The organism is Arthrobacter sp. 8AJ (assembly GCF_902506025.1).
Taxonomy (GTDB): Bacteria; Actinomycetota; Actinomycetes; order Actinomycetales; family Micrococcaceae; genus Arthrobacter.
This window is the reverse complement of the sequence record NZ_LR733289.1, coordinates 2,679,384-2,704,749: the sequence shown is the minus strand read 5'-3', so window position 1 is coordinate 2,704,749 and position 25,366 is coordinate 2,679,384. Positions and strand designations below refer to the sequence as shown.

Here is a 25,366-nt window from a genome sequence, read left to right as displayed (position 1 = left end):
GCATCACTGTTCCCCTGCCAGGTCCCGGTACCGCGCCTCATTGCGTGCCGCCGTCCTGACGTACAGCCATGCGCTCAAGCCGATCACCGGGTAAATTCCCGCGCCCAGCAGCAGCCAGCCGAACGGGATGCCGGCGATCCGGGTATCGGCCAGGCCCGGAACCACCACCAGGGTCAGCGGGAATGCGGCCAGGATCAGCAGGAAGCCGCCCGCCACCACCAGGGCCAGCCGCAGCTGGGACCTGATCAGCGACCGGACAAACACCTGCCCCACCTCGGAGTCCTGCGCCGCTTCCCGCGACTCGAGCGCGCGGGGTGTGCCGCGCACCGCGGTGCGCGCAGACGCGCGCGGGGCCGTAACCCGGACCCGGGTCATGCGTGCGGCCTGATCCTGGTTGCCTCCAGCTTCTCCCGCACGATGGGCAGGTGCCGGCGGCTGATGGGCAGGCCGGCACCGGCCACCGTGACCCGCGGCCCGTCGGCGGCCAGCTTCATCGAGGACACATGCTTGAGTGCCACCAGGTAGGAGCGGTGCGTGCGGATGAAGCCGGCATCCGCCCACTGCTGTTCAAGGTCCGCCAGGGGCACCCGGATGAGGTAACTGGCGTCGGCGGTATGCAGCCGCGCGTAGTCGCCCTGTGCCTGGACGTACGTGACGTCGTCGCGCCGGATCATCCTGGTGGTCCCGCCCTGGTCCACCGTGATCATCTCCGGTGCCGCCCCGCCGTCGCGCAATTCGCTGATCCGCCCCACGGAACGTGCCAGGCGCTCGGCGCGCACCGGCTTGAGCAGGTAGTCCACGGCGGCGAGTTCGAACGCAGCCAGGGCATGGTCCTCATCGGCAGTGACAAAAACAACGGCCGGCGGATTGCTGCTGCGGGCGATGGCCCCGGCGATGTCCAGGCCTGACACCGCAGGCATATGGATGTCCAGGAAGACGGCGTCGATGCCGCCGGCGGACAGGGCCGCAAGCGCTTCAGCGCCGGACGTGGCACGCAGCACCTTCCCGATGCGCTCGTCCCTGCCCAGCAGGAAAGCCAGCTCCTCAACGGCGGGCAGCTCATCATCAACGACGAGGACGTTAATCATTCTCCTAGGGTACTTCCAGCGGAACGGCGCTCCTCACGCATCATGCCCGGGCTGGGACTTCGGCACCCGCATGGTGATCAGCGTTCCCTCGCCCGGCGCCGTTTCCACCACCAGGCCGTGATCGTTGCCGTACACCTGGCGGAGGCGCGCATCCACATTCCGCAGCCCCACATGGTCCCCGTCGGTATGGCCCGCCAGCACGGACCTGAGATGCTCCGGATCCATCCCTACGCCGTCGTCCTCGATGGTGACCTCGGCGAAGGCCCCGGCGTCCTCCGCCGTGATGCTGATGTGCCCGGGGCCCGCCTTGGCCTCGAGACCGTGCCGGACGGCATTCTCCACCAGCGGCTGCAGGCTGAGGAAGGGGATGACGGTGCCCAGCACCTCCGGGGCGATCCGCAGGCTGACCTGGACGCGCTCGCCGAACCGGGCACGCTCCAGGAGCAGGTAGCGGTCAATGCAGCGGAGCTCCTCGGCAAGGGTGGTGAAGTCCCCGTGCCGCCGGAATGAGTAGCGGGTGAAGTCCGCGAACTCGACCACCAGCTCCCTGGCCCGCTCCGGATCGGTGTTGATGAAGGATGCGATGGCGTTGAGCGAGTTGTAGATGAAATGCGGGCTGATCTGGGCGCGCAGCGCCCGGACTTCCGCTTCCATCAGCAGCGTGCGGGAGGCGTCCAGCTCGGCAAGTTCCACCTGGACCGCGACCCAGTCGGCCACTTCCCCCGTTGCCCTGACCAGGCCTGCCCCCGCGGAAGGGGCGAAAGCTGCCACCGCGCCCACCACCCGGGTGCCCGCGCGCACCGGGGCGATGACCCCGGCAAGGTGGCCGCCGGTTCCGTCTGCACCGGCGGAGAGAACTGCTGTCCGGCCGGACGCCAGGACATCCGCTGCGAGTTCCATCAGGCGTGGCCTGATGTCCTCGGCACCGCCGTCCCAGGCCAGGACACCGTTGGTATCCGTGATGGCCAGGGCATCGCAGGCCAGCAGGGCCCGCAGCTGGCGGCTGGCTTTCGCGGCGCCCGCCGGGTTCAGCCCGCGGCGCAGGTGCTGCCCGGCCTGGGAGGCAGCGTGGAGCGTGTGGTACGTGGCGCGTTCTGCGTCAGTGCCCAGCTCACGGAAGGAACGGAGCACCTTCAGGCCCACGCCGACGACGACGGCAATGGCCATGGCGATCACCGCAACGGCCGCGGCGGTGAGGAGGGGGGAGTCCGGCATGGTGCCCAGCGTAGCGGCGGGTGCCGCTTGCCGCAGCATCGCAACCGTTGAGCGACAGTGGGCGGTGAAGTGCTGGAACACAGCGGCGCGCGGGCGGCAGAGTGATTGGTGTCACATCTGCGGTGCCCCTGCGTGGTGCTGCCGGCCAGGCCCCCTGTCCAGCAGTCCGGGGCCCTCCGCCCGGTGTGTTCCGGCAACTCAATGAGGAGGAACGATGGGTAATGATGCCCATACTCCGGACGCAGCGGCGTCCGTGGACTTTGAACAAGTCCAGTCGACCGGGCAGTTCCAGGAATTGCGCAAGCGTCACCGCAGCTTTGTCTTCCCCATGGCAGTGGCCTTCCTGCTGTGGTACTTCGCCTATGTGCTGCTCGCCGACTACGCGGTGGGATTCATGTCCACCAAAGTCTGGGGCAACATCAACATCGGCCTGATCCTGGGCCTGCTCCAGTTCGTCTCGACCTTCGCCATCACCGGCTGGTACGTGCACTACTCCAACAAGCGGCTGGACCCCATCGCCACGGAGATCAGGCACGAAATCGAGGGGCACGAATTCGATAAGAACGGAAACCGAGTGGGCGGAGCCAACAAATGATCGCAATTCCCGCCGCGGTGGATGTCGCCGCCCTCAAGGACACCACCCTTCTGAACATGGGCATCTTCGGCCTGTTCGTGGCCGTGACCATGGTGATCGTGTTCCGCGCCAGCCGCAACAACAAGACCGCCGCCGATTACTACGCCGCCGGACGCTCCTTCACGGGCTCGCAGAACGGCACCGCCATCGCCGGCGACTACCTGTCCGCCGCCTCCTTCCTGGGAATTACCGGGGCCATCGCCATCAACGGCTACGACGGATTCATGTACTCCATCGGCTTCCTGGTGGCGTGGCTCGTGGCGCTGCTGCTGGTGGCTGAACTGCTGCGCAACACCGGCAAGTTCACCATGGCGGACGTGCTGTCCTTCCGTCTGAAGCAGCGGCCGGTCCGGATCGCCGCCGCCATCTCCACCCTCGCGGTCTGCTTCTTCTACCTGCTGGCCCAGATGGCCGGCGCGGGAAGCCTGATCTCCCTCCTGCTGGGCATCAGCGACTGGGGCGGACAGGCTTTGGTGATCATCGTCGTCGGCGCCCTCATGATCATGTACGTCCTGATCGGCGGCATGAAGGGCACCACCTGGGTCCAGATCATCAAGGCCATGCTGCTGATCGCCGGCGCCGCCGTAATGACCCTCTGGGTCCTGGCCATCTACGGCTTCAACCTCTCGGCCCTGCTGGGCGGCGCCGTGGAGACGGCCAAGAACCCGGCCGTCCTCAACCCGGGCCTGCAGTACGGCAAGTCGGACACCTCCAAGCTGGACTTCATGTCCCTCGGCCTGGCGCTGGTGCTGGGCACCGCCGCCCTGCCACACGTGCTGATGCGCTTCTACACGGTCCCGACCGCCAAGGAAGCCCGCAAATCGGTCGTCTGGTCCATCTGGCTGATCGGTATCTTCTACCTGTTCACCCTGGTGCTGGGCTACGGCGCCGCAGCGCTGGTCGGAGCTGACACGATCAAGGGCGCCCCCGGCGGGGTCAACTCGGCAGCTCCGCTGCTGGCATTCCACCTGGGCGGCCCGCTGCTGCTCGGCTTCATCTCCGCGGTGGCGTTTGCCACCATCCTGGCGGTGGTGGCCGGCCTGACCATTACGGCCGCAGCATCGTTCGCGCATGACATCTACGCCAATGTCATCGCCAAGGGCAAGGCCGACGCCGCCACAGAAGTCCGGGTTGCCCGGCGAACCGTGGTGGTCATCGGCATCCTGGCCATCCTGGGCGGCATCTTCGCCAACGGCCAGAACGTGGCCTTCCTGGTGGCACTGGCCTTCGCCGTCGCCGCATCGGCGAACCTGCCCACCATCATCTACTCCCTGTTCTGGCGGAAGTTCACTACGCAGGGCGCGCTGTGGAGCATGTACGGCGGCCTGGCTTCGGCGATTCTGCTCATCATCTTCTCCCCGGTGGTCTCGGGACTGAAGACCTCCATGATCCCCGGGGCAAACTTCGCCCTCTTCCCGCTCAGCAACCCGGGCATCGTCTCGATCCCGCTGGCCTTCTTCCTGGGCTGGCTGGGCACCACCCTGGACAAGAGGCGGGAGGACGTGACGAAGCAGGCCGAGATGGAAGTCCGCTCGCTGACCGGCATCGGTGCCGAAAAGGCGGTGGACCACTAAAGCCGGGACACTCCACGAACCGGGACACGCCGGAACGGGGAGGGCCTGAAACAGGGACCACACCCACCAGCGCCGAACGTGTTCCGGCGCAACGTGAAGAGCCTCCTGCCGCGGACTGCGGCACGGAGGCTCTTTCGTTGGGGACGGACCCGGTGGGTTTTCCTGCGGGCGGTCAGCGCTGGTGGTGGCCGCCCGGTGCCAGGTTCCCGTGTTCACCATGCGGCACGGCGTACTGGCCGGCCGTCGAGGCGGCGAGGCCCGGCGTCGTAATTCCGGCCACCAGCACCGCGCCGGCGAACGCTGCCAGCAACAGCCTCCCCGGGCGCATGCCGGCCCCTGCCGGCTGCCGCGCGCTGTCTTGCTGTGCACTGTCTTGCTGTGCACTGTCCTGCTGGCCACGGTGCCGCTGGAGCCACCCGAGCGAGGCGATGATCATCAGCGTCAGCAGGAGCGCCGAAAGCTGCGTCAGGCTGAGCCCGGAGGTGGTGGACGTGGGGAACGCGATGGCGGCCAGGTGGGCCGCAGCCGCGCCTGCCAGGGCGTACCGCGCCCACCGGTTGCCGGCCAGCCGGTCCTTGGCCAGGAAGGCCACGGCTCCGGCCAGGAGTGCGGCTCCCCACAGGCCGGCCGCCACACCCGCAAGAAGCCCTGCCGGTCCAGGGGAGTCCGCTGCGAGGAAGCTGGAGGAGATGGCCAGGTTGACCGAGCCCGCACCGAAGCCGGCGAACCCGGTGACCAGGCGAACCGAAGAGTCCGCCTGGGGCGCCGTGGACTGCACCGTCACCGGGTGGGCGGGCGGTGCCGTGGGCCGGAGCGAAACCATGCCGGACCTTGGCATGCTAGGCGCGGGCAGCGGCCGGGGACTTGTCCAGGGACAGGCCCACGCCGAGGAGGAGCACGGCGCTGGCGAGGTGGAGGACGTTGTCGGCACCGTTCAGGGCGATAATGTTCAGCGGCGAGTTCAGCAGGAACAGCCCCACGATGCCCACCAGGAGGTAGACGGCGCCGACGGAGGAGTTCACGGTGCGTGCGCTGTCAGTCCCGCGGAGGCCGGCGAAGAGCAGCGCGGCGCCGATGGCCAGGTGGATGACGTTGTGCAGCGGGTTGACCTCGAAGATGATCAGGTTGGCGCCTTCCGTGGCGACAAAGCCGACGCCTGACGTTACGGCGAAGCCCAGGAGGCCCACCAGCAGGTAGACAGCTCCGAAAATGGTGGCGACGAGGCGGTTGGGTGAGTTGCGCATGGTCCGAATCCTTCCTTCAGGGCGGGTGGATTGTCCCGCCGGACGGGGCCCCCGGACGGGGCCCTCGGAAGCGATTCGGATCATTGCCGGGGTCGGATGGGTGAAAAGGTCAGTACCCTTTGCATTTTCCGTCCGGCTGGTCCCGGCTAGGCCGCGGGGCGCAGCTTGATGTTGGTCATCAGCAGCTTGTCGGTGCCCTGGAAGCGGTAGGCCAAGTCAACCTTCTTTCCGGTGCAGCTGATCTGGCCCACCACCTCGGCGGACTTCACGCCGTTATCAGTGGCAACCTTGAGGTTGTTGTAGGCCGGCTGGCAGGAACTGTCCATTTCCAGGCTCTTAACGCCGGAGATGAAGGCCTCCTTGGAAAGCTGCTTCTTGAGGTCCGGGTCAAGGTATTCGTCGTAGGCGCCGGACGAATCGCCGGCAATCACCTTCTTGGTGAAATCATCCGCAAGGCCACGTGCCTGGTTGGTGGCGCTTCCCACCACGTTCACCAGGATCACGATGCCGAGGATCACCAGGAGCAGCACCCCGCCAATGCTGCCAAGGATGATCCACAGCTTCCGCGGGCTCCGCTGGCGTGGCGGCTCCCCGGGAAGGCCGAACGGCGCGGGCTGCTCCGGCAGCCGGCCAAACTGCTGTGGCGTGAAGCCCGCCTGGCCCTGCCGGTACGGATCCTGGGGACTGCTCAAGGGTGGGCCTTTCGTGGAACAGGCGCTCTGGCGCCCGGCGGACTGCCCCGGACCGTCCCGGCCCGGCACATGACTGCAACCAGCCTATAACCCAGGCCGCCGCCGTCGTGCCTGAAGTGCGGCACCGGAGGTTCCGCTGCTGCTAGCTGCCTTCGGAGGCGCGGTCCAGCAGGGGCTGCACCCGGAAGGGGATCAGCTCGCCCATGGCCAGTGCCGTGTCTGCCCGCTCCACGCCGTCGCACGCCAGGATCTTGCCGTTGATGCGGAAAAGGTCCTCGGCGTCCCTGGCCACCACGCGCAGCAGCAGGTCTGCCGACCCCGTCAGCCCGTAACCCTCCAGGACCTCGGGGATGGCGGCGATTTCCCCGGCAAGCCGCCCGAGTTTCTGCTGCTGGACGTGGACGGAGATGAACGCCATCAGCGGATAGCCCAGTGCCACCGGGTTGAGGCGCCGCTCGAAGGACAGGAAGACGTGCTTCTTTTCCAGTTGGGCCATGCGCGCCTGGACGGTATTGCGGGACAGGCCAAGCTTCTGCGCGAGGGCCACCACGGTACGGCGCGGATCCTGCGCCAACGCCGACAGCAGGCGGGTGTCAGTGCCATCCAAAGCTCGCATAATGCGCAACGCTAGCACGGTGCCGGGGCGCGGGACAGGGCACTTTGCTCAGAAACAGCGGCGGTGGTTGTACCCTCTGGGCATTGTGAGTAGGGTCACAGTATCTGGGGCAATGACGCCCGGAAGGCCGGTGGCGGCAGGGGCCAAAAGCCCGCAAACCACGGGTCAACGACGTTCGAAGGTTGCGGCAATCGTGTCTACAGACCAAACGGCCCATGACGGCGCTAACACCCCACAAAGCGCAGGGAATCCGGGAGAAACCGGGCCGGAATTCCTTCAGCTGATTACCCCGGCCGGTGAACGGATCAGCCACCCGGAGTTCGATTTCTGGGTCCGGGACGTCACCGATGACCAGTTGTGCTCCCTCTTTGAGGACATGACCGTCATCCGGCGGATTGATGTTGAGGCCACAGCCCTGCAGCGGCAGGGGGAGCTGGCCCTCTGGCCCCCGCTCCTGGGCCAGGAGGCGGCCCAGATCGGGTCCGGACGGTCACTGCGCGCAGACGACTTTGTGTTCTCCAGCTACCGCGAGAACGGCGTGGCCTACTGCCGCGGCGTGGACCTGACGGACCTCCTGCGGGTCTGGCGCGGAAACGCCTCCGGCGGCTGGGACCCGTACAGCATCAACATGGCCACCCCGCAGATCATCATTGGCGCCCAGACCCTGCATGCCACCGGCTACGCCATGGGCATCCAGAACGATGGTGCCGATGCCGTGGCCGTCACCTACTTTGGCGACGGTGCCACCAGTGAGGGCGACGTGAACGAGGCCATGGTGTTCGCGGCCAGCTTCCAGGTCCCGGTGGTGTTCTTCTGCACCAACAACCACTGGGCCATCTCCGAGCCCGTGCGCCTGCAGTCCCACATCCAGCTCGCGGACCGCGCCACCGGTTTCGGAATCCCCAGCCTGCGGGTGGACGGCAACGATGTCCTGGCGGTCATGGCCGCCACCAGGCTGGCCCTTGACCGCGCACGGCGCGGCGGCGGCCCCACCTTTATCGAAGCCGTCAGCTACCGCATGGGGCCGCACACCACCGCCGACGACCCCACCCGGTACCGGGACGCCAATGAGCTGGAGGACTGGGCCGCCAAGGACCCCATCAGCCGGCTGGCCGGCCTCCTGGAGCGCAAGGGACTGCTGACCGGGGAGCTGCAGCAGCACGTCAAGGACAAGGCCGACACCGTGGCCGCGCAGATGCGCCGCGGCTGCACCACCATGCCGGAGCCCCAGCCCATGGACATCTTCAAGCATGTCTACAGCACGCCCAATTCCTGGCTGGAACGCCAGCAGGACCACTATGCACGGTATTTGGCCTCCTTCGGCGATCCCGCAGGTGCCGTTTCAGAGGAAGGTGCACGCTGATGACCCAGTTGACCTTTGCCCGCGCCATCAACGCCGGGCTCCGGAAGTCGCTGGAAAACGACTCCAAGGTGGTTCTCCTCGGCGAGGACATCGGCGCCCTGGGCGGTGTGTTCCGCGTGACGGACGGCCTGCAAAAGGACTTCGGAACCCACCGCGTGGTGGACACCCCGCTGGCGGAGTCCGCCATCGTGGGAACCGCCGTCGGCCTGGCCTACCGCGGCTACCGGCCCGTCGTGGAAATACAGTTCGACGGGTTCATCTATCCGGCCTTCGACCAGATCGTCAGCCAGGTTGCCAAGCTGCACTACCGCACCCGTGGGGCCGTCAAAATGCCCATCACCATCAGGGTCCCGTTCGGCGGCGGCATTGGCTCACCGGAGCACCATTCCGAATCCCCGGAAGCCTACTTCACCCATACCTCGGGGCTGCGGGTGGTCACCGTGGCCAACCCCCAGGACGCCTATACGGTCATCCAGCAGGCCATCGCCTGTGACGATCCCGTCCTCTACTTCGAGCCCAAGCGCCGCTACCACGACAAAGGCGAGGTGGACGAGAACGCAGATCCCGCCTCGACCCTCCCCATGGACAAGGCCCGGGTGCTGACCGACGGCAGTGACGTGACCCTGGTGGCCTACGGGCCACTGGTCAAGACCGCCCTGGACGCAGCCTCCGCCGCCGCGGACGAGGGCATCTCCATTGAAGTCATCGACCTGCGCTCGCTGGCCCCCGTGGACTACGAACCGGTGGTGGCCTCGGTGCGCAAGACCGGGCGCCTGGTGGTCACGCACGAGGCTGCCCAGTCCGGCGGGCTGGGAGCGGAAGTGGCGGCCAGCATCACCGAACGGTGCTTCTACCACCTCGAGGCCGCTCCGGTCCGGGTGACGGGGTTCGACATTCCCTACCCCTACTCCAAGCTGGAAATGCACCACCTCCCGGGCCTGGACCGCATCCTGGACGGCGTGGACCGTGCCCTTGGCCGCCCCAATTCCCTGAGTGGACTGGAAGGATGAGCGCCACCATGATCAAGGAATTCCGTCTCCCGGACCTGGGGGAGGGACTCACGGAGTCTGAAATCCTCAGCTGGAAAGTGGACGTCGGCGACACCGTCAGCCTGAACCAGGTCATCGCCGAGGTGGAGACCGCCAAAGCCGTGGTGGAGCTCCCGTCGCCCTTCGCCGGGGTCATCAAAGAACTTCATGAACAGCCCGGTTCCGTGGTGGAGGTGGGCAAGCCGATTGTCTCCTTCGAGGTGGCGGACGACGCCGGGTCCGCACCTTTGGCGCCGTCCGGCGCCGCGGGCGCGGGGTCCGGGGAGGCTGCGCTGGACACCCCGAAAAGGGAACCGAACCTCGTGGGGTACGGCGCCGTCGTCGAAGGTTCCGGGCGCCCGACGCGCCGGGCGCGGAACTTTGCCCCGGTGGTTGAGGCGGGGGGAACCAAAGCCCCGGAGGCCGGCCCGGTCGAGCCTGCAGCTGTCCAACCAGCACCTGTGGAGGGCAAGGCCGCCGAACGTCCCCGGTCCACGCCCCCGGTCCGCAAGCTGGCCAAGGACCTGGGCATGGACCTCGCCCAGGTTCCCGGGACCGGTCCCGGCGGTCTGATCACGCGGGAGGACGTGCAGGAGTTTTCCGGCCACGCCGCGGAACCTGCCCTGCAGGCGCAGGGGGCCGCGTCCCCAGGCGGAGCCAGGCCGGGGGAGCGGGAGACCCGGACCCCCATCAAGGGGGTACGCAAGCACACCGCTGCCGCGATGGTGCAGAGCGCCTTCACCGCGCCCCATGCCACCGAATTCCTGACCGTGGATGTCACGCCGAGCCTTGAGTTGCTGGCCAAACTCAAGACCAGCAGGGAGTTCGCGGGTATCAAGCTCACCCCGTTGACGCTCGCCGCCAAAGCCCTCCTGATCGCCCTGCGCCGCAACCCGGCACTGAACTCCCGCTGGGACGAAGAAAACCAGGAGATCGTCACCTTCAATTACGTGAACCTGGGCATCGCGGCGGCCACGCCGCGCGGACTCACGGTTCCGAACATCAAGGACGCCGAGGCCCTTCCGCTCCCGCAGCTGGCCCAGGCGCTCACCGCGCTTGCCGAAACCGCACGCGCGGGCAAGACCACGCCGGCGGACCTCTCCGGCGGCACCATTTCCATCACCAACATCGGCGTCTTCGGCATCGACGCCGGCACCCCCATCCTCAATCCGGGGGAGGCGGCGATCCTCGGCCTGGGGGCGGTCCGGACCATGCCATGGGAATACCGGGGCGAGGTGGCGCTGCGCCAGGTGCTGACGCTGAGCCTGTCCTTCGACCACCGCCTGGTGGACGGGGAGCAAGGCTCCCGGTTCCTGGCGGACGTGGGGGCCATCCTGGCCGAGCCGGGCATGGTGCTCACCATGGTGTAGCGGCTCCTGGCCTGCACATCACCGGCCCCGGCCCGCATAAGCGGTGCTGCCAGGGGCCGGTTGTGCTGCCAGGGGCCGCTCGTGTGGTGCCGAGTGCCGGGCGGGTCAGGCCGAGGGTACGGTCAGGGCGGCGAGCGCCATCCGTTCCAGCAAGGGACGGGCGACGCCGGCTGCCATGCGCCTGCCATGGCTGCGGACCGAGTGCGGGGTGGAGTTGATCAGGCCGAACGTGGCGTGGGCGCGCATCCGCAGCTCAGCGTGGTCGGTCGCGGGATGGACCTTGGCCAGGACGTCCACCCACACCTCCACGTAGCTGCGCTGCAGTGTGCGTACGGCCAGCTGGTCCTGCTCGGACAGGTTGGTGAAGTCCCGGTCCTGCACGCGGATCACGTCCGGCTTGCCGAGGGCGAAATCCACCTGGAACTCCACCAGCTGACGGAGCGCGGCCTGGGGGTCGGCAGTATGCTCCACCACCTGGCGGCCGCCGTCAAGCAGTTCCTGGCTCACCGTGACCAGCAAGTCCGCCAGGACTGCCTGCTTGCCCGGAAAGTGGCGGTACACCGCAGGTCCGCTGACGCCTGCCGCCGCGCCCAGGTCCTCCAGCGAGACCCGGTTGAAGCCGTTGGCCGCGAACAGCGAGGCAGCAGCGGACAGCAAAGCCTGCCGCCGGTTCTCCTTGGCCCTGCCGCGCTGGGTTGTTGGCGTGGGGGGAGTGGCGGCCTGGGCCATGGGGGCCTGGGCTGTGGTGGCTTGGACTGCAGGGGCTTGGGCGGCAGGGGCCGGCTGCGCTGTATTGCTGGACACTTTTCCTCCTTGAGCCAGCCCAGAGTCTAGCAACGCGGCGATGTGTTGGACATCACAGTTAATCGAGACTAACCTGAATTTCAGTTATTAGTCACTAACCGAGTTGGCCTGGCGGCCGCCCGGACCCACACAAGGACGGAACGTCGATGGAGACCCTGGCCACCCGGCTCGACCCGGCAAGCGAGTCCTTCCGCACCAACCGGGACGAGCAGCTCTCGCTCGCCGGGGAGCTGCGGAAGAAGCTGGCGGATGCGGCGCTGGGCGGGCCCCAAAAGTCGCGGGACCGCCACGTGGCCCGGGGCAAGCTGCTGCCGCGGGACCGGATCGACCAACTGCTGGATGACGGCAGCCCCTTCCTGGAAATTGCGCCCCTTGCGGCCAACGGGATGTACGGTGACGACGCACCCGGCGCAGGAGTGATCGCCGGAATCGGCCTGGTGCATGGCCGCCACGTCCTGGTGATCTCCAACGACGCAACCGTCAAGGGCGGAACCTATTACCCCATGACGGTGAAGAAGCACCTCCGCGCCCAGGAGATCGCGCTGGAAAACCGGCTGCCCTGCATCTACCTGGTGGACTCGGGAGGCGCCTTCCTGCCCAAGCAGGACGAGGTGTTCCCGGACAAGGAGCACTTCGGCCGGATCTTCTACAACCAGGCGCGACTCTCGGCGGCCAAGATCCCGCAGCTCGCCGCCGTCATGGGCTCCTGCACGGCGGGCGGAGCCTACGTCCCCGCGATGAGTGACGAGACCGTCATTGTCCGGAACCAGGGCACCATCTTCCTGGGCGGCCCGCCGCTGGTAAAGGCAGCCATCGGGGAAATCGTCACCGCCGAGGAACTGGGCGGCGGAGAGGTGCACTCCCGGGTCTCCGGAGTGACGGACCACCTGGCCGAAAACGACGAACATGCCCTCCAGATCATCAGGGACATCGTTGCCACGCTGCCGCCTCCCGCCGCGCCGGCCTGGCAGGTGGAACCCGCCGTCGAACCGGCAGCGGACCCGGAAGGGCTCTACGGCGCCGTGCCCACGGACGTCAACGCACCTTACGACGTCCACGAAGTCATCGCCCGCCTGGTGGACGGCAGTAAATTCCACGAGTTCAAAAAGGACTACGGCACCACCTTGGTCACGGGATTCGCCCGGATCGATGGACACCCCGTGGGCATCGTGGCAAACAACGGCGTGCTGTTCAGCGAGTCCTCCCTCAAGGGCGCGCACTTCATTGAGCTGTGCGACCAGCGCGGCATCCCGCTGCTGTTCCTGCAGAACATCTCCGGCTTCATGGTGGGCCGGGACGCCGAGCAGGGCGGCATCGCCAAAAACGGGGCCAAGATGGTGACCGCCGTTGCCACAGCCCGCGTCCCCAAGCTGACAGTGGTCATCGGCGGCTCCTTCGGCGCCGGCAACTACTCCATGTGCGGCCGTGCCTACTCGCCGCGGTTCCTGTGGATGTGGCCCGCTGCCCGGATCTCGGTCATGGGCGGCAACCAGGCGGCCGGCGTACTGGCCACCGTGAAGCGGGACCAGTACGAAGCGGCGGGGGAGGAGTGGGCGGCAGAGGACGAGGAAGCCTTCAAAGCGCCCATCCGCCGGCAGTACGAGGACCAGGGCAGTCCCTACTACTCCACCGCCCGGCTGTGGGACGACGGTGTCATCGACCCCGCCGATACGCGCACCGTCCTGGGCCTGGCGCTTGATGTCGTCTCCCGCACCCCCTTGCCGGAGACCTCCTTCGGCCTCTTCCGGATGTGAGCCAGCAATGACCATGCAGACCAATACCGCCATGCACCAAGGCACCACCGGCGCCCAGGCCGGAGAAGCCGGCACCAGGCCCCTCTTCAGCGCCGTCCTGGTGGCCAACCGTGGTGAAATTGCGTGCCGCGTCATCCGCACGCTGCGGCTCCTGGGAATCCGGTCGGTCGCGGTCTACAGCGATGCCGACGCCGGCGCCCGCCACGTGCGCGAGGCTGACACTGCCGTGCGCATTGGCCCCGCCGCGGCAACCGAAAGCTACCTCAGCATCGACGCCATCCTGGCGGCGTGCCGGCAGTCAGGCGCTGACGCGGTCCACCCCGGTTACGGCTTCCTGAGCGAAAATGCGGACTTCGCCCGTGCCCTCGAAAAAGCCGGCATTGCCTTCATCGGTCCCGGCGTGGAAGCCCTGAACGTCATGGGCGACAAGATCCGCGCCAAGAACCATGTGGCAGGGTATGGCGTGCCAGTGGTCCCCGGCATTGCCAGGCCCGGCATGACGGACAGCGAACTGGTGGACGCTGCTGCCGCCGTCGGCTATCCCCTCCTGATCAAGCCCTCTGCCGGCGGGGGCGGCAAAGGCATGCACGTCGTCGAAAAGCAGGCGGACCTGCCCGCCGCCCTGGCCACCGCACGGCGTGTGGCCGCAGCCGCCTTCGGGGACGACACCCTGTTCCTGGAGCGACTGGTGACCACACCGCGGCATATCGAGGTGCAGGTGCTGGCGGACGGCCACGGCAACGTCATCCACCTCGGCGAACGCGAGTGCTCCCTGCAGCGGCGGCACCAGAAAGTCATCGAGGAAGCCCCTTCGCCCCTGCTGGAAAGCCTCCCCAACGGCGCGGACGTCCGTGCGCGGATCGGAGAGGCCGCCTGCAACGCCGCCCGCAGCGTGAACTACACCGGGGCCGGAACCGTGGAGTTCCTGGTCTCGGACAATGCGCCGGATGAGTTCTTCTTCATGGAGATGAACACCCGGCTGCAGGTGGAGCACCCGGTCACCGAAATGGTCACCGGAATCGACCTGGTGGAATGGCAGGTACGGATCGCCGCCGGTGAGCCGCTGACCGTCCGGCAGGCTGACGTCAGCCTTTCCGGCCATGCGGTGGAGGCGCGGGTCTACGCCGAGGTGCCGGAGAAGAACTTCCTCCCGTCCACCGGGACGGTCCTCCAGCTGGACGAACTGCCGGACGCAACGGACAGCCGCGTCCGGGTGGATTCATCCCTGGTGGAGGGCCTGGAGCTCTCCGCGAATTACGACCCCATGATCTCGAAGGTGATCGCCTGGGGCACGGACCGCACTGAGGCCCTGGAATCCCTCGACGCGGCGCTGGCCGGCTACACGGCGCTGGGCATTGAGACCAACGTCGAGTACCTGCGGCTCCTGGTCAACGATTCCGATGTCCGAGCCGGGCACCTGGACACCGGGCTGATCGAACGGAAGCAGCCGGCGCTGGAATTCCGGCGCGTCGGCACCCCCGAACTGGTGGCCGCCGCCCTGTACGCCCTCACCCGGGAGGCGCAGGACCACCCCGCGCCGGCCGGCGGACCGTGGCAGGCCCGCAGCGGGTGGCGCCTGGGTGCGCCCGCGCCGCGCCGGATCAGCCTGGGAACGCCCGACGGCGGTGTGGCAACGGTGCAGGTCAGCGGAAGCCCCACCGGCGCCGACACTGCCGTGGTTGCTGTTGACGGCGGCGCCCGGCAGGCCGCGGCGCTGAGCCTGGCGGAGGACGGCAGCGCAGTCCTGACCCTTGGCGGGGAGGCACGGGAGTACCAGGTGGCCGTACCGCACGGGCAACCGCTCCAGCTCTTCCTCGGCAACGGCGGCTGGTCCTGCCGGCTGGAACTCCTGACCCGTGAAGCGCGGCTGGAACGGGTACTGGCAGCCGTGCAGCGCCAGGAAGGTGCGGCCGACCCCGAGGTGCGCTCGCCGATGCCGGGAACCGTGGTGGCCGTCCCGGTCAGCGACGGGGATGCGGTGGAGGCCGGGGAGGTCCTGGTGTCCGTGGAGGCCATGAAGATGGAGCACCACCTGGTGGCCCCCCTGGCAGGAACGGTCCACCTGGCCGCCCGCACCGGTGACCTTGTGAAGGCGGATCAGATCCTGGCCACCATCCACCCGCATCCCACCGGTGCGGAACCCGCTTCCACGGACACCGGCACAGACGCAGACACAGACACCCAGCAAGGCGAAGGAGCCTGACCATGACCGGTTTTGAACTTACCGAGGAATACCAGGACCTCAGCGACACCGTCCGCGACTTCGCGGACAACGTGGTGGCCCCGGTCTCCGCCAAGCACGACGAAGAGCACAGCTTCCCCTATGAAGTGGTGAAGCAGATGGCGGAGATGGGCCTGTTCGGGCTGCCGTTCCCGGAGGAGTATGGCGGCATGGGCGGGGACTACTTTGCCCTGGCGCTCGCGCTGGAGCAGCTGGGCCGTGTGGACCAGTCGGTCGCCATCACCCTGGAGGCCGGCGTGTCCCTCGGTGCCATGCCGGTGTACCGGTTCGGCACGGACGCACAGAAACAGGAATGGCTGCCCATGCTGGCGTCCGGCCAGGCGCTCGCCGGGTTCGGGCTCACCGAACCCGAAGCAGGCTCCGACGCCGGCGGCACCAAGACCCACGCCCGGCGGGAGGACGGCCACTGGGTCATCAACGGCAACAAGGAGTTCATCACCAACTCCGGAACCGACATCACCCGGTTGGTCACCGTCACGGCGGTTACCGGGCAAAAGGAGCGCGAAGACGGGTCCATTCAAAAAGAGATTTCCACCATCCTGGTACCCACCGACACACCCGGCTTCAAGGCCGAAAAGCCCTACAACAAGGTGGGCTGGAACGCCTCGGACACCCACCCCCTCACCCTGAAGGACGTCCGGGTGCCGGAGGAAAACCTGCTTGGCGCCGAGGGGCGCGGCTACGCCAACTTCCTGTCCATCCTGGACGAGGGCCGGATCGCCATCGCCGCACTGGCCACCGGTGCCGCCCAGGGCTGCGTCGACCAGTCCGTCAAATACGCCCGCGAGCGCCGGGCGTTCGGCCACGAAATCGGCAAGTACCAGGCCATTTCGTTCAAGATCGCCCGGATGGAAGCGCGGGCGCACACGGCCCGCCTGGCCTACTACGACGCGGCCGCAAGGATGCTGGCCGGCAAGCCGTTCAAGACCCAGGCGGCCATCGCTAAGATGGTCGCAGGCGAGGCGGCCATGGACAATGCGCGGGATGCCACCCAGGTGTTCGGCGGCTATGGCTTCATCAACGAGTTCACCGTGGCACGCCACTACCGCGACTCCAAGATCCTTGAAGTGGGGGAGGGCACCACGGAGGTCCAGCTGATGCTGATCGCCCGCGAACTGGGACTTTAGCCGGCCCGAAAGGATCAATGATGATTGACAAGGTTGTTGCCAGTGCAGACCACGCCGTTGCGGACATCCCCGACGGCGCGTCGCTGGCCGTGGGCGGGTTCGGGCTCTGCGGAATTCCGGTGGCCCTGATCGACGCCCTCCACCGGGCCGGCACCTCGGGGCTGGAAACCGTCAGCAACAACTGCGGCGTGGATGACTGGGGGCTCGGCATCCTGCTCCGTGACGGCCGCATCCGCCGCACCATCAGCTCCTACGTAGGCGAGAACAAGGAATTCGCCCGCCAGTACCTGGCCGGCGAGCTCGAGGTGGTGCTCACCCCGCAGGGCACGCTGGCGGAAAAACTGCGGGCCGGCGGGGCCGGGATTCCGGCGTTCTACACCAAGGCAGGGGTCGGCACGCAGGTGTCCGACGGCGGCCTGCCGCAGAAGTACGACGCCAACGGCGGGATCGCGGTTGCTTCCGCCCCGAAGGAAGTGCGCTCCTTCGGGGGAGTGGATTACGTCCTGGAAGAGTCACTCACACCTGACTTCGGGTTGGTGCACGCGTGGAAGGGCGACCGGCACGGCAACCTGGTTTTCCACGCCACGGCCATGAACTTCAACCCGCTGTGCGCCATGGCAGGGCGCATCACCATCGCCGAGGTGGAGGAACTCGTGGAGCCCGGCGAACTGGACCCGGAGCACATCCACACCCCCGGGATTTTCGTCCAGCGGGTGGTCCTGGCCCAGGACGGGGAAAAACGGATCGAAAAGCGGACGGTGGCACTCAACCAGGCAGGAGCATGACCATGGATCCCAACAGCCCCGAAGCGCCCCGGCCCGAAGCAGTACGCCCGGAATACCGGCGGGCCGGTTCCCGGCAGTATTCCGGGCCCGGTGACTCCACATCGGCGGAAACCAAAGGCTGGACGCGGAACGAACTCGCCGCACGCGTAGCCAGGGAACTCCGCAACGGCCAGTACGTGAACCTGGGCATCGGGATGCCCACCCTGATCCCCAACTACATCCCGGCGGGCGTGGAAGTGGTGCTGCACTCCGAGAACGGAATCCTCGGCGTCGGACCCTACCCAACAGAGGAAGCCATCGATCCCGACCTGATCAACGCCGGCAAGGAGACCGTCACGGTCAACAGGGGAGCGGCGTTCTTCGACTCGGCCACGTCCTTCGGCATGATCCGCGGCGGCCACGTTGACGTGGCCGTGCTCGGCGCCATGGAGGTGGCCGCCAACGGGGACCTGGCCAACTGGATGATCCCGGGAAAGATGGTCAAGGGCATGGGCGGGGCCATGGACCTGGTGTTCGGGGCCAAGCGCGTGATCGTGATGATGGAACACGTCGACCGCAACGGCAACCCCAAGATCGTCCAGGAATGCTCGCTCCCGCTGACCGGGAAGGGCTGCGTGGACCGGATCATCACGGACCTGGCCGTCATCGACGTCGTCCGGGACGGCAGCGGATCGCGGCTGGTCCTGAGCGAACTGGCCCCCAACGTCTCCGTGGAGGATGTAGTGGCCGCCACCGGTGCGGACCTGTTCGAGGAAGACCGGGAACTCACCGTATGACCGGCAGCAACCACGCGGACGGCAACCCCACGGACGGCAACCCCGCGGACCGTAAACCCACGGAAGACGGCGGCCGGCGGGTCATCGAGCAGCGCGGCCTGTACTTCGACGAACTTGAGGACGGCCTGGTGTATGCGCACCGTCCGGGCCGGACGGTGACGGAAACCGACAACGTCCTCTTCAGCACCCTGACCATGAACACCCAGGCGCTGCACCTGGACGCCGCCTGGAGCGCCGGCCAGCCCTTCGGGCAGCGGCTGATGAACTCCATGTTCACCCTGGCCACCATGGTGGGCCAGTCCGTCACCCAGCTGACCCAGGGGACCATCATCGCCCAACTGGGCCTGACGGACGTTGCCTTCCCGCACCCGCTGTACCACGGGGACACGCTGTACACGGAGACAGTCGTCACCGGCAGGAGGCTTTCGGCCTCACGCCCGGGCCAGGGCATCGTTACCTTGGAGCACACCGGCCGCAACCAGGACGGCGCCGTGGTGGCACGTGCCACCCGCAGCTGCCTGATGTGGACCCGGGAGGCACATCAGAACGCGCAGAGCAGCCAAAACGTCGGAGAATAGCCTTATGACCTTTGTGATGGGCCCCGCCCTGCTCTTCTGCCCCGCCGACCGTCCCGAGCGCTACCAAAAGGCCGCCGCCCGCGCGGACGCCGTCATCCTGGACCTCGAGGACGCGGTGGCGCCGGCAGACAAGCAGCGGGCCCGCGGCGCCATCCTGGCCCAGCTGGGCACCACAGGCGTCGAGCCCGAGCTTGAGCCCAGCTGTACCATTGTCAGGGTCAACCCCGTGGGCACGGAGGACTTCGAAAAGGACCTGCACTGCCTGGCGCACACGCCCTACCGCACCGTGATGCTGGCCAAGGCTGAATCGGCCGACCAGCTCAAGGCGCTGGAGGGATACCAGGTGATTGCGCTGTGCGAAACGGCGGTGGGCGTCCTCAACGCCCCGGCGATCGCCGCGGCGCCGAATGTGGTGGGCCTGATGTGGGGGGCTGAGGACCTGCTGGCTTCCCTGGGCGGTACGTCCAGCCGGACGGACGACGGCGGCTACCGGGCAGTGGCCCTGCACGCCCGCTCGTCAGTGCTCCTGGCAGCGCGGGCGCACGGCAAGGAAGCAGTGGACGCCGTGTACACCACCATCCCGGACCTCGACGGGCTGGCTGCTGAAGCGGCCGACGCCGTGGCCTCCGGCTTCAGCTCCAAGGCCTGCATCCATCCCAGCCAGGCAGCCGTGGTCCGCAAGGCCTATGCGCCCTCGGACGATGAGGTGGCCGCAGCCACCGCCCTGCTGGACGCTGCCGCGTCGGCGGGCTCCGGGGTCTTCAAGTACCAGGGCAAAATGATCGACGGCCCCATCCTCAAGCACGCCCAGGAGATCGTCCGGCGCGCTGCCGTGGAGGCATAACTACCGTTGCCGTCCCTCCGGCCGCCGGAGGGACGTGGCCGGGATCGGCTCATACAGCAGCGTCCGCACCCAGCGGTTCCCTGTTTTCCGGAACTCCTTCCGGCTGGCGAAGCGGTAATGGAAACTGCGCACGCGCACCCAGCGTGGCGCGGCGCCGTCGAACGGGTCCTTCCGCAGCAGCCGCAGCATCTGCCGGTCCGCCGCCAGCAGCTTGCCCAGGAAGGCGTAGAACCATTCCTCGTGCACGGTCCGCAGCGGCAGGAACCACATCAGCCAGTCCAGCCGCAGGTGATACGGAGCCCACTGCCGCGGAATCCGGCGCACGTCCCCCGGCTTGCCCTTGAAGCCGTACTCGCGCCAGTCCGAACTGTCACCGGGGTCCTCGTCCAGCGTGCCCTCCACCACGATCTCGATGCGCTGCTTGGTCACCGTGCCAAACGCGCCGTAGGCGTTGACCAGCTGCCACCGGTTGAAGCTGGCGTTCATCAGCTGCCGGCGGGAGAAGAGGTTCCGCAGCGGCCAGTAGCTCAGCACCAGCAGCAGGACCGACGCCGCCAAGGTCACGGCCAGCCACCACAGCGGGGTTTCCGGCCGGGCACCCGCGGCGGCATTCCAGTCCGCGGGGATGGCGGGGATCACGGCGTGCGCCACGGGGTCGCTGACCGCCGCGAACGCCAGCACGATCGCCATCCAGTTCAGCCAGGCGAAGTTGCCGCTGGCCACCAGCCACAGCTGGGTCACCACCACCACTCCCGCCGCGACGCTTGCCACGGGCTGGGGTGCGAACAGCAGGAACGGCACCACCAGCTGGGCGATGTGGTTGCCCACCACCTCGATCCGGTGCAGCGGCCTGGGCAGCAGGTGGGCCTGCCGGCTCAACGGCCCGGGCATGGGCTGGGTTTCGTGGTGGTAGTACAGGGCGGTCAGGTCGCGCCACTCCCTGCCGCCGCGGATCTTGATCATTCCTGCGCCGAACTCCAGCCGGAACACCAGCCACACGGTCAGGATCAGGATGGTCCGGGGCGGCTCCGTCTGGTTGGAACCCAGGAAGCCCACCGTGAAACCCGCCTCCAGGAGCAGCATTTCCCAGCCGAACCCGTAGAAGGTCTGGCCCACGTTCACGATGGACATGTACAGCAGCCACAGGGCCAGGAACGCAATCAGCGGCACCCAGGGCGGGCCCAGCTGCGGGATTCCGGCCACCAGCAGCGCCGACACCACCAGCCCTGCGGCGCAGACTCCGCGCAGCAGCCCGTCCGAGTACCGCCAGCGGAACAGCGTAGGCCGGCGAAAGCGGGAGAACGCGGACAGGAACCCGGGCACCGGGAGGAGGCCGCGCTCGCCGAGCAGGGCGGGGAACTGGTTCATCGTGGACAGGAACGCAACAAAATACAGCGCCGCCACACCCCGTTGCAGCACCTGCCGGGCGAACCCGTATTCCGGCGCGTCAAACCACCACAGCCAGTCCACGGATTCCACGTTACGCCCGGTCACGCGGGGGTCAAGGTGCACCATCGGGTCCGGGCGGAGCAGGGCCAGGGGCGTCAAAGGGGCCCGGACGGGTGCGGGATACTTAACCCATGCAGCCACGCAGAATCGTCCTCCTCGGATCCACCGGTTCCATCGGCACCCAGGCGATTGACGTCGTCGACGGCGCCCCGCACCTGTTCGAGGTGGTGGCGCTCAGTGCCGGGGGCGGCAACCTGGAACTCCTGGCGCAGCAGGCGGTCCACACCGGCGCCGCGGCGGTGGGGATTGCCGGCGGGGATCCTGCCCGGCTGGCGGCACTGATCAGCGACGCCGCCGCTGCGGCAGGCCGCCAGGGGTACCGGCCGGAGATCGTGGCGGGCCCGGACGCGTCCGCCCGCATCGCCGCGATTGAGGCGGACGTGGTGCTCAACGGCATCACCGGATCCATCGGCCTGGCACCCACGCTCGCGGCCCTCAAGTCCGGGGCCACCCTTGCCCTTGCCAACAAAGAGTCCCTGATCGTGGGCGGCAGCCTGGTCAAGGCCGCAGCCCGCGAAGGCCAGATCGTCCCCGTCGATTCGGAGCACTCCGCCATCGCCCAGTGCCTGCGCTCCGGCACTCCCGATGAGGTGAACAAGCTCATCCTCACAGCTTCAGGAGGACCGTTCCGGGGCAGGAGCCGGGAAGAGCTCCACTCCGTCACCCCCCGGGAAGCCCTGGCCCACCCCACCTGGGACATGGGCGTCATGGTCACCACCAACTCGGCCACCCTGGTGAACAAGGGCCTGGAAGTCATCGAGGCGCACCTTCTGTTCGACATTCCCCTGGACCGGATCGACGTCGTCGTGCACCCCCAGTCCGTGGTCCATTCCATGGTCCAGTTCGTGGACGGCTCCACCATCGCCCAGGCGTCCCCGCCCGACATGCGCCTGCCCATTGCCCTGGGGCTCGGCTGGCCGGCCCGCGTGCCCAACGCCGCCGTCCCGTGCGACTGGACCCAGGCCGCCACCTGGACCTTCGAGCCGCTGGACACGGATGCCTTTCCCGCCGTCGGGCTGGCCAAGGACGCCGCCAAGCAGGGAAGCACCTACCCTGCTGTCTTCAATGCGGCCAACGAGGAAGCGGTCACGGCGTTCCATGCCGGCCGGATCCGGTTCACCGACATTGTCGACACCGTGGGCAGTGTGCTCAGCGAACACGCAGGTTCCTCCGGGCTGACGGTGGAATCCGTGCTGGATGCTGAAAGCTGGGCACGCGCCCGGGCCCACGAACGTTTAGCAGTCAGCAGTCTCTAGGAAGCAGCAGCACCTCCATGACCCCTGTCCTACTTTTCATCCTCGGCGTTGTCTTCGTCGCCCTTGGCATCGCCGTGTCCATTGCGCTCCACGAAGTGGGCCACCTGGTGCCCGCCAAGCTCTTCAAGGTCCGCGTCACCAAGTACATGATCGGGTTCGGCCCCACACTGTGGTCGCGCCGGAAGGGCGAAACCGAATACGGCGTGAAGGCCGTGCCGCTGGGCGGCTACGTCTCCATGATCGGCATGTATCCGCCGAACAAGGAGGACGGCTCGGTCCGGCCTTCGAGCACCGGCATGTTCCAGACGCTGGCCACCGAGGCCCGTTCCATGGCCCACGAGGAAGTGGGGCCCGGCGACGAAAACCGGGTCTTCTACCGCCTGCCGGTCTGGAAGAAGGTCATCGTGATGCTGGGCGGCCCGGCCATGAACATGATCCTTGGCGTGCTGCTCACCGCCATTCTGCTGATGGGCTTCGGTGTTGCGACGGCCACCACCACCATTTCCGACGTGTCCAAGTGCCAGGTAGCCGCAGGGCAGACCGTCGACCCCGATTCCGCCGACTGCCAGTTGACGCCCGCCGCCGCGGCCGGCCTGAAGCCCAATGACACCATCACCTCCTTCGACGGCAAACCTGTCACCAGGTGGGACCAGTTGACGGAATGGATCCGCACTTCCGCCGGCAAGGAAGTCGCTATTACGGTGCAGCGGGACGGCAACCCGGTATCCACCACCGTGACCCCCGTCCTGTCGGCCCGGCCGGTCATGGGAACCGACGGTCGCCAGGCCACCGACGCCGCCGGCAACCTCCAGTACCAGGACGTCGGATTCCTTGGCATCGGCGCGCAGACGGCGCTGGTGCCCCAGCCGGCGTCGTCCGTCCTGCCCATGGCGGGGGAGAACATCCGCCAGGTGGCCGGTGTTGTCTTCAACCTGCCTGCCCGCGTGGTGGGCGTGGCCAAGGCTGCGTTCAGCGAAGAGCCGCGCGATCCCAACGGGCCCATCAGCGTGGTTGGCGTGGGCAGGGTTGCAGGCGAGGTGGCAGCCATGGAGGCCGTGCCGATGCAGTCCCGGGTGGCAACCCTCGTCGGACTGCTGGCCGGCCTGAACTTCGCACTTGCGGTGTTCAACCTGGTCCCGCTCCTCCCACTTGACGGCGGCCACGTTGCGGGCGCCCTGTACGAGGGCGTCCGGCGCCGGGTGGCAAAGCTGCGTGGGCGGCCGGATCCCGGGGCCTTCGACATCGCCAAACTGCTTCCCGTCACGTACGTGGTCGCGGCGCTGTTGATGGGCATGAGCGCGTTGTTGATTTACGCGGACATCGTCAAGCCGGTCAATCTGTTCGGATAATCGCCCCGTATCGGTTGACTTTCGAAAATCAGCCAAATCTGATTGATTGATCAGTCTCAACCGCCTATGGTTGAGGGATGTTCGTCATGACCATCGATCAGCGCGGAAGTACCGGTGACCAGGACCGTGTACCGGCCCTGCTGGACCAGCTTGCCGGCCTTGAGCTGCCCGACCCGGAACAGCCGGTCTTCGAGCGCTCCGTAGGGGATGAAGTCCAGGGAGTGGTGCGGGACGCCTCCGCCGTGGTGGAGATAGCCCTGCACGCGCTCCGCGGCGGCCACTGGTACATAGGCATTGGCGTTGGGACCGTGGTCCTGCCGCCCCACGCCAGTCCCCGGGAAGGAACCGGAACGGCCTTTGTTGCCGCGCGGAAGGCTGTTGAGCTTGCCAAGGGCGCCGGTTCCCAGGTGCCGTTGTCGGTGGTGCCCGGCATCATGGCAGGGGAAGCGGCCAAGGGTGTCGCTGCAGCGGAGGGGGTGCAGGCTTGTGCCAATGCGGAGGCGGTGCTCCGGCTGCTGGGCCGGCTTGTCCAGGACCGCACGGAAGCGCAGTGGCGGGTGGTGGACGCCCTGCGCCGCCTGGGCGCGCGGGGCCAGAGCCAGGGCCGGCACGGAAGCCAGAAGCACGTGGCGCTTGAACTCGGAATTTCGGAGCAGTCGGTGAGCCGTACCGTGCTTCGCTCCGGGTGGCAGGAAGAATGGGCAGCCAGACCGGCCGCGTCCATGCTCCTTGGTTTTGCCGACTCCCGGGTTGGCCGGGCCGAAAAGGATGTCCCTGCGCAGCAACAGGTACCCGTGCGGCGGCAGGGGCCTGGGCAGCAAAAGCCGGCGGACCGGACTGAAGGAGACACGTGACCGCACTGTGGGTGGCAGTGGCCTTGGTGGTGGCGGGCTTTGCCGGCTGGCCGGTCACTGCGCTGGTGTTCAAGCTCGCCCGGACCATCGACGACAGGGCAGATGCCGCCAAGGCCGCGGAGGAAGCCCGGGCGGCGGAAGAGGACCCGTCGGCTGACGTCACCGTCGATGACCCTTCCCCTGCCTCCGCGGGGCCGCGCGGAGGCACCGTGCCGGCGGCGGGCGCAGACCCGGATCCTGACGCAGATCTGGCTCGTGACGCAGACCCGGCTCGTGACGCTGCCGGCGGTGCAGGCAACCAGGCAGTGGACCGTGAGCTGACCGCTACTCCCGGCCGGCCGGCGTCGGACGGTCCCGCAGCCGGACCCGCCGCACCCAGCCAGCGCATCCTGCGCGGCGGGGCCATCATCGGCGTGCTGGAGCGGCTGGGGGTGTGCCTTGCCATCCTTACCGGCCAGCCCGTGGCCATCGCCTACATCGTTGCGATCAAGGGCCTGGGCAGGTTCGCCGAGCTGAAGGAGACGCCGGTGGCGGCTGAGCGTTTCATCATCGGGACCCTCACTTCCATGCTCTGGGCCGCCGGCACCGCTGCCGCGGTCAAAGTCCTCTTCCTGCACTGACTGCAGCCCACTGGGCGCAGTCCGCTCCGCCCCGGCACATCCTC

At 67.8% G+C, this 25,366-nt stretch carries 25 protein-coding genes; 16 read left to right on the top strand and 9 right to left on the bottom strand.

Translation table 11 applies throughout. The features are described from left to right. Positions 1–3: 3 nt before the first annotated feature. The 3 genes from BACI349Y_RS12610 to BACI349Y_RS12600 are packed head-to-tail and all read right to left on the bottom strand — an operon-like array spanning position 4 to position 2,303. On the bottom strand, positions 4–375 hold the full coding sequence (locus tag BACI349Y_RS12610) for a hypothetical protein (protein ID WP_159632386.1): 372 nt from the start codon (positions 373–375) through the stop codon (positions 4–6). After that, on the bottom strand, positions 372–1,088 hold the full coding sequence (locus BACI349Y_RS12605) for a LytR/AlgR family response regulator transcription factor (protein WP_159632385.1): 717 nt from the start codon (positions 1,086–1,088) through the stop codon (positions 372–374). The genes BACI349Y_RS12610 and BACI349Y_RS12605 overlap by 4 nt, the downstream gene beginning before the upstream one ends. A 33-nt stretch (positions 1,089–1,121) precedes the next feature. Beyond that, positions 1,122–2,303 carry a sensor histidine kinase gene (locus tag BACI349Y_RS12600; protein ID WP_159632384.1) on the bottom strand — a complete coding sequence of 394 codons (1,182 nt, stop codon included), beginning with the start codon at positions 2,301–2,303 and terminating at the stop codon, positions 1,122–1,124. A gap of 214 nt (positions 2,304–2,517) precedes the next feature. Here BACI349Y_RS12600 and BACI349Y_RS12595 point away from each other — a divergent pair, with 214 nt between their 5' ends. Together BACI349Y_RS12595 and BACI349Y_RS12590 are read left to right on the top strand one after the other, a co-directional pair. Further along, positions 2,518–2,898: a DUF485 domain-containing protein gene (locus BACI349Y_RS12595; protein WP_159632383.1), complete on the top strand. Its 381-nt coding sequence runs from the start codon at positions 2,518–2,520 to the stop codon at positions 2,896–2,898. After that, on the top strand, positions 2,895–4,511 hold the full coding sequence (locus BACI349Y_RS12590; protein WP_159632382.1) for a solute symporter family protein: 1,617 nt from the start codon (positions 2,895–2,897) through the stop codon (positions 4,509–4,511). The genes BACI349Y_RS12595 and BACI349Y_RS12590 overlap by 4 nt, the downstream gene beginning before the upstream one ends. Before the next feature lie 172 nt (positions 4,512–4,683). Here the strand turns inward: BACI349Y_RS12590 and BACI349Y_RS12585 are convergent, their stop codons facing one another. The 4 genes from BACI349Y_RS12585 to BACI349Y_RS12570 all read right to left on the bottom strand — a co-directional run bounded on the left by BACI349Y_RS12585 (position 4,684) and on the right by BACI349Y_RS12570 (position 7,063). Beyond that, entirely contained in the window at positions 4,684–5,334 is a 651-nt protein-coding gene (locus BACI349Y_RS12585; RefSeq protein WP_236560819.1) for a hypothetical protein, read from the bottom strand. 16 nt (positions 5,335–5,350) lie between these two features. Continuing rightward, positions 5,351–5,755 (bottom strand): DUF4383 domain-containing protein, encoded by a 405-nt coding sequence (locus BACI349Y_RS12580; protein ID WP_159632381.1) that lies wholly within the window; start codon positions 5,753–5,755, stop codon positions 5,351–5,353. Positions 5,756–5,901: 146 nt separating this feature from the next. Beyond that, positions 5,902–6,447 (bottom strand): hypothetical protein, encoded by a 546-nt coding sequence (locus tag BACI349Y_RS12575; protein WP_159632380.1) that lies wholly within the window; start codon positions 6,445–6,447, stop codon positions 5,902–5,904. A 142-nt stretch (positions 6,448–6,589) separates the two neighbouring features. Next, positions 6,590–7,063 carry an Lrp/AsnC family transcriptional regulator gene (locus BACI349Y_RS12570; protein ID WP_159632379.1) on the bottom strand — a complete coding sequence of 158 codons (474 nt, stop codon included), beginning with the start codon at positions 7,061–7,063 and terminating at the stop codon, positions 6,590–6,592. Positions 7,064–7,256: 193 nt separating this feature from the next. Here BACI349Y_RS12570 and pdhA point away from each other — a divergent pair, with 193 nt between their 5' ends. Genes pdhA through BACI349Y_RS12555 form a run of 3 tightly spaced genes read left to right on the top strand, consistent with a single transcriptional unit; the run spans position 7,257 to position 10,824 of the window. Continuing rightward, on the top strand, positions 7,257–8,426 hold the full coding sequence (gene pdhA, locus BACI349Y_RS12565; RefSeq protein ID WP_159632378.1) for a pyruvate dehydrogenase (acetyl-transferring) E1 component subunit alpha: 1,170 nt from the start codon (positions 7,257–7,259) through the stop codon (positions 8,424–8,426). After that, positions 8,426–9,436 carry an alpha-ketoacid dehydrogenase subunit beta gene (locus tag BACI349Y_RS12560; protein ID WP_159632377.1) on the top strand — a complete coding sequence of 337 codons (1,011 nt, stop codon included), beginning with the start codon at positions 8,426–8,428 and terminating at the stop codon, positions 9,434–9,436. The genes pdhA and BACI349Y_RS12560 overlap by 1 nt, the downstream gene beginning before the upstream one ends. Next, a complete protein-coding gene (locus tag BACI349Y_RS12555) occupies positions 9,433–10,824 on the top strand; it encodes a dihydrolipoamide acetyltransferase family protein (protein WP_159632376.1) in 1,392 nt (463 codons plus the stop codon). Before BACI349Y_RS12560 ends, BACI349Y_RS12555 begins: the two co-directional genes overlap by 4 nt. Before the next feature lie 105 nt (positions 10,825–10,929). On the opposite strand, the gene BACI349Y_RS12550 is transcribed toward BACI349Y_RS12555, so the two are convergent. After that, positions 10,930–11,553, bottom strand: coding sequence for an SACE_7040 family transcriptional regulator (locus BACI349Y_RS12550; RefSeq protein ID WP_159635627.1), 624 nt, complete (start codon positions 11,551–11,553; stop codon positions 10,930–10,932). A 221-nt stretch (positions 11,554–11,774) separates the two neighbouring features. Between BACI349Y_RS12550 and BACI349Y_RS12545 the strand changes: the two genes are divergently transcribed. Genes BACI349Y_RS12545 through BACI349Y_RS12515 form a run of 7 tightly spaced genes read left to right on the top strand, consistent with a single transcriptional unit; the run spans position 11,775 to position 19,734 of the window. Next, positions 11,775–13,382, top strand: coding sequence for a carboxyl transferase domain-containing protein (locus BACI349Y_RS12545; protein WP_159632375.1), 1,608 nt, complete (start codon positions 11,775–11,777; stop codon positions 13,380–13,382). 7 nt (positions 13,383–13,389) lie between these two features. Then, entirely contained in the window at positions 13,390–15,585 is a 2,196-nt protein-coding gene (locus BACI349Y_RS12540) for an acetyl/propionyl/methylcrotonyl-CoA carboxylase subunit alpha (protein ID WP_442858415.1), read from the top strand. A gap of 2 nt (positions 15,586–15,587) precedes the next feature. Continuing rightward, entirely contained in the window at positions 15,588–16,751 is a 1,164-nt protein-coding gene (locus tag BACI349Y_RS12535; RefSeq protein ID WP_159632374.1) for an acyl-CoA dehydrogenase family protein, read from the top strand. Positions 16,752–16,771: 20 nt separating this feature from the next. Then, on the top strand, positions 16,772–17,536 hold the full coding sequence (locus tag BACI349Y_RS12530) for a CoA transferase subunit A (RefSeq protein WP_159635621.1): 765 nt from the start codon (positions 16,772–16,774) through the stop codon (positions 17,534–17,536). Further along, a complete protein-coding gene (locus tag BACI349Y_RS12525) occupies positions 17,533–18,312 on the top strand; it encodes a CoA transferase subunit B (protein WP_442858414.1) in 780 nt (259 codons plus the stop codon). Before BACI349Y_RS12530 ends, BACI349Y_RS12525 begins: the two co-directional genes overlap by 4 nt. After that, the gene (locus BACI349Y_RS12520) at positions 18,309–18,890 is read left to right on the top strand and encodes a MaoC family dehydratase (RefSeq protein ID WP_236560817.1); all 582 of its coding nucleotides are present in this window, start codon (positions 18,309–18,311) and stop codon (positions 18,888–18,890) included. The genes BACI349Y_RS12525 and BACI349Y_RS12520 overlap by 4 nt, the downstream gene beginning before the upstream one ends. A 4-nt stretch (positions 18,891–18,894) precedes the next feature. Continuing rightward, positions 18,895–19,734 carry an HpcH/HpaI aldolase/citrate lyase family protein gene (locus tag BACI349Y_RS12515; RefSeq protein ID WP_159632372.1) on the top strand — a complete coding sequence of 280 codons (840 nt, stop codon included), beginning with the start codon at positions 18,895–18,897 and terminating at the stop codon, positions 19,732–19,734. Here BACI349Y_RS12515 and BACI349Y_RS12510 read toward each other — a convergent pair whose 3' ends face one another. After that, the gene (locus BACI349Y_RS12510) at positions 19,735–21,204 is read right to left on the bottom strand and encodes a lipase maturation factor family protein (RefSeq protein WP_159635615.1); all 1,470 of its coding nucleotides are present in this window, start codon (positions 21,202–21,204) and stop codon (positions 19,735–19,737) included. A 110-nt stretch (positions 21,205–21,314) separates the two neighbouring features. Here BACI349Y_RS12510 and dxr point away from each other — a divergent pair, with 110 nt between their 5' ends. From dxr to BACI349Y_RS12490, 4 genes are all read left to right on the top strand, one after another. Then, positions 21,315–22,499 carry a 1-deoxy-D-xylulose-5-phosphate reductoisomerase gene (gene dxr, locus BACI349Y_RS12505; protein ID WP_159632371.1) on the top strand — a complete coding sequence of 395 codons (1,185 nt, stop codon included), beginning with the start codon at positions 21,315–21,317 and terminating at the stop codon, positions 22,497–22,499. A gap of 17 nt (positions 22,500–22,516) precedes the next feature. After that, positions 22,517–23,848: a M50 family metallopeptidase gene (locus tag BACI349Y_RS12500; RefSeq protein ID WP_159632370.1), complete on the top strand. Its 1,332-nt coding sequence runs from the start codon at positions 22,517–22,519 to the stop codon at positions 23,846–23,848. Between the two features lie 77 nt (positions 23,849–23,925). Next, positions 23,926–24,702, top strand: a complete 777-nt coding sequence (locus tag BACI349Y_RS12495; RefSeq protein ID WP_236560816.1) for a MarR family transcriptional regulator — start codon at positions 23,926–23,928, stop codon at positions 24,700–24,702. Beyond that, entirely contained in the window at positions 24,699–25,322 is a 624-nt protein-coding gene (locus BACI349Y_RS12490) for a hypothetical protein (protein ID WP_159632369.1), read from the top strand. The genes BACI349Y_RS12495 and BACI349Y_RS12490 overlap by 4 nt, the downstream gene beginning before the upstream one ends. Positions 25,323–25,366: the final 44 nt, after the last annotated feature.